At 72.2% G+C, this 5,307-nt stretch carries 5 protein-coding genes and 1 pseudogene; 4 read left to right on the forward strand and 2 right to left on the reverse strand.

From position 1 onward, the window contains the following. Window positions 1–375: 375 nt before the first annotated feature. The 3 genes from E2E34_RS30835 (at window position 376) to E2E34_RS30845 (ending at window position 3,004) form a co-directional block, all read left to right on the forward strand. Window positions 376–1,194, forward strand: a complete 819-nt coding sequence (locus E2E34_RS30835) for a glycerophosphodiester phosphodiesterase (protein ID WP_138898154.1) — start codon at window positions 376–378, stop codon at window positions 1,192–1,194. Window positions 1,195–1,289: 95 nt separating this feature from the next. After that, window positions 1,290–1,856 (forward strand): ATP-binding protein, encoded by a 567-nt coding sequence (locus E2E34_RS30840; protein WP_138905152.1) that lies wholly within the window; start codon window positions 1,290–1,292, stop codon window positions 1,854–1,856. 173 nt (window positions 1,857–2,029) lie between these two features. After that, on the forward strand, window positions 2,030–3,004 hold the full coding sequence (locus E2E34_RS30845; RefSeq protein WP_138905153.1) for a DUF5926 family protein: 975 nt from the start codon (window positions 2,030–2,032) through the stop codon (window positions 3,002–3,004). 204 nt (window positions 3,005–3,208) lie between these two features. Here E2E34_RS30845 and E2E34_RS30850 read toward each other — a convergent pair whose 3' ends face one another. Beyond that, the gene (locus E2E34_RS30850) at window positions 3,209–3,694 is read right to left on the reverse strand and encodes a hypothetical protein (protein ID WP_341870241.1); all 486 of its coding nucleotides are present in this window, start codon (window positions 3,692–3,694) and stop codon (window positions 3,209–3,211) included. A gap of 251 nt (window positions 3,695–3,945) precedes the next feature. Continuing rightward, window positions 3,946–4,665, reverse strand: a complete 720-nt coding sequence (locus tag E2E34_RS30855) for a bifunctional DNA primase/polymerase (RefSeq protein ID WP_138905155.1) — start codon at window positions 4,663–4,665, stop codon at window positions 3,946–3,948. A 446-nt stretch (window positions 4,666–5,111) separates the two neighbouring features. On the opposite strand from E2E34_RS30855, the pseudogene E2E34_RS36010 reads away from it, so the two are divergent. Next, window positions 5,112–5,307, forward strand: a pseudogene (locus tag E2E34_RS36010) (phosphatase); the annotation flags it as partial.

Genomic DNA, 5,307 nt, shown 5'->3' on the forward strand with positions numbered 1-5,307 from the left:
GACTCCACGGGTACGAACGCCACGGGTCCGCCGGGTGCGTACCCGTGGCGTTCGTACCCGTGGAGTCGGAGGCGGGCCCGGGAGCGGCCACCGGCACGGGAGGTGCTGAAGGGGCGGCCGGGGCCGCAGTGCCCTCGTTCTCGGTGCTCACAGCTCTCTTCTCCTCGGTCCCACGTCGTTCTCGGTCAACGTCACCACTGTGCAAGTGTCGGGTGTCAGCTTTTCCCACCGCACGTCAGACGACCGTAAGCGGTTCCTGTGCATCCACGGAACATCCTTTACTTCGGGCAAAACGGTCGCATCCCCTGCGCGGCCGAGCAGTCGTTCCCGGGACGCGCTTTTCCCCCTACCCGTCAGCGGTGACACCATGACGCGGTGACCCAAGCACGGCAGCACACCATCCAGGTCGTCGCTCACCGCGGCGCCTCCGAGGACGCCCCCGAGCACACCCTGGCGGCGTACATGAAGGCGATCGAGGACGGCGCCGACGCCCTCGAGTGCGATGTACGGCTCACCGCGGACGGGCACCTCGTCTGCGTCCACGACCGGCGGGTCAACCGCACCTCCAACGGCCGCGGCGCCGTCTCCGCCCTCGAACTGGCCGACCTCGCCGCCCTCGACTTCGGCTCCTGGCGCGACAGCGCGGAGTCGCCGGACTGGGACCCCGCCCGGGGGCAGACCCCCGGCGAGTTCACCTCCGTACTGACCCTGGAGCGGCTCCTCGAACTGGTCTCGGACGCCGGCCGCCGCGTGGAACTGGCCATCGAGACCAAGCACCCGACCCGCTGGGCCGGCCAGGTCGAGGAACGGCTGCTGCACCTGCTGAAGCGCTTCGGACTGGACGCCCCCGCGGCCGACGAGCCCTCGCCCGTACGCGTCATGAGCTTCTCGGCGCGCTCCCTGCACCGGGTGGCGGCCGCCGCGCCCACCCTCCCGACCGTCTACCTGATGCAGTTCGTCTCGCCGCGCCTGCGCGACGGACGACTCCCGGCCGGCTCGCACATCGCCGGCCCCGGCATCCGGATCGTCCGCAACCACCCCGGGTACATCGCGCGGCTGCACCGCGCGGGCCACCGGGTGCACGTGTGGACGGTGAACGAGCCGGAGGACGTCGACCTGTGCGTACGCCTGGGGGTGGAGGCCATCATCACGAACCGGCCGAAGCAGGTTCTGGCCCAGCTCGGGCGCCTCTGAGCGGCGTCACGGGGAGTGCACCGGCGCGTTCGCTCCGTGTTCGACCGTCCCGAGTGCGTCACTGACCCGCGCTTGGCCGGTTTCCGGTCCAGGCCATTGGGGCATTCACTCCCTGGCGTGGGGCGAAGGAGGTCTCGGGGGTGGCGTTGGTGGTGGCACATGAAGTGCCCACGTCGTCGAGCATGGCCGTACCCCATGGCCCTGCGGGCGTGGGTGAGGCAAGACGCCGTATGCGTGACGAACTGCGCGTCAACGGAGTGTCCGACGCGGTCATCGACGATGCCGTGCTGATCCTCTCCGAATTGCTCAGCAACTCCTGCCGCCACGGCAGGCCGCTGGGCCAGGCGGAGGTCGGCGACGGCGACGTCCGCGCCGCGTGGCGCGTCGACCCGACCGGCAGGCTGACCGTCGAAGTGACGGACGGGGGCGGTCCGACCCGACCGGTTCCGGCCACGCCCTCGGTCACCGCGCGCGGCGGCCGCGGGCTCAACATCATCACGGCCCTGGCACAGGACTGGGGCGTACGGGACAACGCGGCCGGCGAGGTCACGGTGTGGGTCGACGTGACCGACGGGCACCGGCGCGAGGACTTCGCTACGCGCGTCGCGGTCCCGGGGCTCGACTTCGCGGACCCGTTCGACGACCTCGGCGAGCTCGGCTGACCCTCGCGTCCGGCCCCGTCGGCGCCCACACCGCCGACGGCCGCCGGACGTCGCCACCCGCCGCCCACGACTGCCGGCCCTCCCCGGCCGCCGTCTCCGGTCGTCGTCGGCGCCCGTCCAGCGGCTAGGCTCGCGCCCGACACAGCACTGCCGTGAACGGGAGAAGCCAAGCCATGGCCAAGAAGCGCCCCCAGCCCGCAAGGGGAACCAAGCCGCAGGCCCAGGTGACCGACGGGGAGGTGCCGGTCGTCGGGGCCCGGGAGCCCTGCCCGTGCGGTTCCGGACGTCGCTACAAGGCGTGCCACGGCCGCGCGGCCGCGCACGCCGTCACCGAACTGGTCCAGCGCCCCTTCGAGGGGATCGCCGGCGAGAGCGACTGGGTCGCCCTGCGCGAGCTGGTGCCCGCCGCGACGGCGCCGCTGACGCTGAAGGACGGACTGCCCGACGGCGTCCCCTCCGTCACGCTGGCGACTGTCCTTCCGATGGCCTGGCCGGCCCTGCGCCGCGACGACGGCTCCGTCCTGCTCGGCCTGCAGAACGACACGCCCTCCGGTGACCTCAGCCGCGACCTCGCCGACACCCTGCGGCGCGCGCTCACCGCCGAGCCCGGCACCCCGGTCGCCGCCGAGCGCGCCCCGGCCGACGGACCGCGCCTCCAGGACCTCCTGGCCGCGGACGCGTCCTTCGAGCCCGAGGTGCACTCCGGGTTCGAGTTCTGGGTCCCCGACGCGGAGAACGCCACACCCGAGGTGAGCGCCTCCCTGGAGCGGGCCAACGCCGCCGCGATCCCGACCGTCAGGCTCTCCGGTGTCGACGCCGCGTACTGGTGCGAGACGCCCGAGAAGAACCACCTGCGCTGGGTCATGCCGCACGCCGAGGACCGGCTCCTGGACGCGCTGGCACGGCTGCACGCCGCCGGTACGTCGTCGCTCGGCGAGGGCACCCGCCTCGTCGGCTCCTTCCGGGCGCACGGCCTGATGGTCCCGGTCTGGGACCTGCCGAGCGAGACGAAGGCGCAGGACATCGAGAAGCCGGCGGCCGAGTTCGCCGAGCGGCTCGCCGGGGCGCTCGCCTCCGACGCGCCGCTCACCCCGGAGGAGCGCCGCGCGCGGGGCGGCCTCACCAATCGCCAGGTGACGCTCAGCTGAGGCATGGGGTTTCTGTCGGCCGATCGGTGACACCCGTCACAACTTCCCTATCAGCAGGTAAATCCCTGTCTGAATAAGGGAGATCGAATTTGCCAACCGCAGATCTCTTGTTACCGTTCTAAGTGCCCGGTCGCTGGTGCATCCCCCGTCGCCAGCGACCGGGTCTTTCTGTATCCCGGCCCCGCCGGCAGCCGCGCCGACCGGTCAACGGGGCGCAGGCGCCGCCGAGTTGCTGCCGGAGCGCAGGAGCAGCGGCCCGTCCTGCGCCGCCGCGAACTCCGAGACCGCCGCATATTCGCCGGCCTTTCCACGCGAACGCTCACGCGGCGTTTCGCACACCCCGGGTTCGTCCTCCGCGCCCACCGCGCAATACATCTGAACGGTCCGTCCGGCGGGCCCCATCAGGGCGAGTACGACGGACCGCAGCTCCGCGCCCGTGGCGTTGCGGTAGTACGCACGCGCCCAGGTACGGCCGCCCCCGGCCAGCACACAGGTCTGGGCCTCGACGCCCTCCGGGGAGCGGAGCTCCGGCCCGCACCGCGCGGACGCGCCGGGCACCGGGGCCGCCTTCGCGTCGGCCGGTACGGGCACGGGCGGGGGCTCGGGCGCGGACCGCGCCTCCGGCTCCGCCGACGCGCCGGCCAGCGGCAGCAGGACGGTGAACACCACGACGGCCGCGAGCCCGGTCATGCGGAGATTCAAGGCGGGTCCCACCTGTCGAGTGCCCGGAAAGTTCTTGACGGTGGGCCGAAGATATCGACGGATGACGCGGGTGCGGGCAGCCGCGCGCCCGATTGCCCGGAACACGGCCCCGCTCGCACCCGTACGAGTGAGAGCCGGAGGGGGCGTCGCCGCAGAGCGCCCCTCACCGGCCGGCGTCCCGGGAACGCCACCCCCGGTGCGCACGTCACCGGGACGCGCGCACGCGAGGGCCGCGCCGTTCAGTACGCGAGCCGGCTGCCGCCGTCCGGCGCGCCGTTGCTCGCCGCGACCAGCGCGTCCACGACCGCCTCGACATCGGGCAGCCAGGGCGCGGCCGAACCGGCGGGCTCCCCGCCGCCCGGACGAAGCCGGGAGCCAGGGGAAGGCGACCGCTCCCACCTCACCTGTCCGGCCCCCGTCCGGGACGGCGGCAGTACGAGGTAGCCGCCCTCCCCGTGGAACCGCAGCGAACTGGGCACCCGGTCCTTGGCGTACAGCAGCTCACCGAGCCGCTCCAGGGTGTAGGGCGCGACCAGGAGCGACCAGCGGGTCGGCGTCGCGACGACCGGCCCCAGGCGCATCCCCATGCCGTCGAGCGCCGTCAGCGCGACCGCGCCGGCGACCGCGGGGAGGCTGATCGCGCACGGCGCCGTACCGCCGGTGGCCAGCAGGACGGGCGCCGCCGGGCGGTTGGTCCACCACCAGCGGATCATGCGGGTGTCGGTGGTGGCGGCCAGGATGCCCGGGTCGAACGGGTGCGCGCCGGGAACCACGCATTCGAGGTCGGGACAGGCGCAGGCCTGTCCGGGGCCGCCGCGGCCGCCCGCCGACGCCAGGCCCACACCGGGGAGCACGGGCCATCGCCACGCGGTGGCGCAGGTCAGCGCCGCGCCGAGTCGGGCAGGCTCCTCACCTCGCCGGAACGGGAGCCTGCGTCGCCTTCCGGGGATCTCGCGCATGAGCGCTCGTTCCTTTCCGTTGAACGCCGAGGTCCATATCACACCATGTGTGCATATCTTCACTGAGCGTGCACGTCGCGTACTGGACTGCGTACTGGTGGTGCGTCGCCGCCATTCAGCCTGCGGCACGGGCAGCCCGTCGGGGTCGGGCGTGAAACGTAGCGGAGGGTGGCGCACGCATGGCGCTGTACTGATCCGTCGGAGATCGCCGAGTGTGCTGTCCCGCTGCTCGGGGATGGGACGCGGCCCACGGCGGTTAAGACGCCCAGGTCCGCCGCCAGGTTCCGAGGCGGTCCCAACTGCCCCTGGCCATCACCGATTACGTACCCGTCACGGTCGATATGACGCGCTGTCGAGCGGCCTCAGTCGACCGCAAATTGCGGCCGTGTGTGGCATTTTTAGGCCAAGTTGGCTATCCCACAGACACCAAGAGTCCCACGTTGACAATGCTGGACATCCCCTTACTTGTGCGTGTACATGTGGATGCATTGATAGCGGCGCAGAATGACATGGGGGTTTGCGATGCTATTGAGCAGAACGCACCAGCTGGAAAGCTTGCGATCATGAGCGCCCCACACGTGCCGAAAGTGGCCGGAATCGATCCCCTGGTTCCGCCCCCGGCGCACACTGTCGCGCCCCACC

Origin of the sequence: Streptomyces albidochromogenes (genome assembly GCF_005981925.1) — a bacterium.
GTDB lineage: Bacteria > Actinomycetota > Actinomycetes > Streptomycetales > Streptomycetaceae > Streptomyces > Streptomyces albidochromogenes.

Coding starts and splice junctions, on each gene's coding strand:
- E2E34_RS30845 (WP_138905153.1), top strand. CDS start 2,030: ATGGCCAAGAAGCGCCCCCAGCCCGCAAGGGGAACCAAGCCGCAGGCC.
- E2E34_RS30850 (WP_341870241.1), bottom strand. CDS start 3,694: ATGACCGGGCTCGCGGCCGTCGTGGTGTTCACCGTCCTGCTGCCGCTG.
- E2E34_RS30855 (WP_138905155.1), bottom strand. CDS start 4,665: ATGCGCGAGATCCCCGGAAGGCGACGCAGGCTCCCGTTCCGGCGAGGT.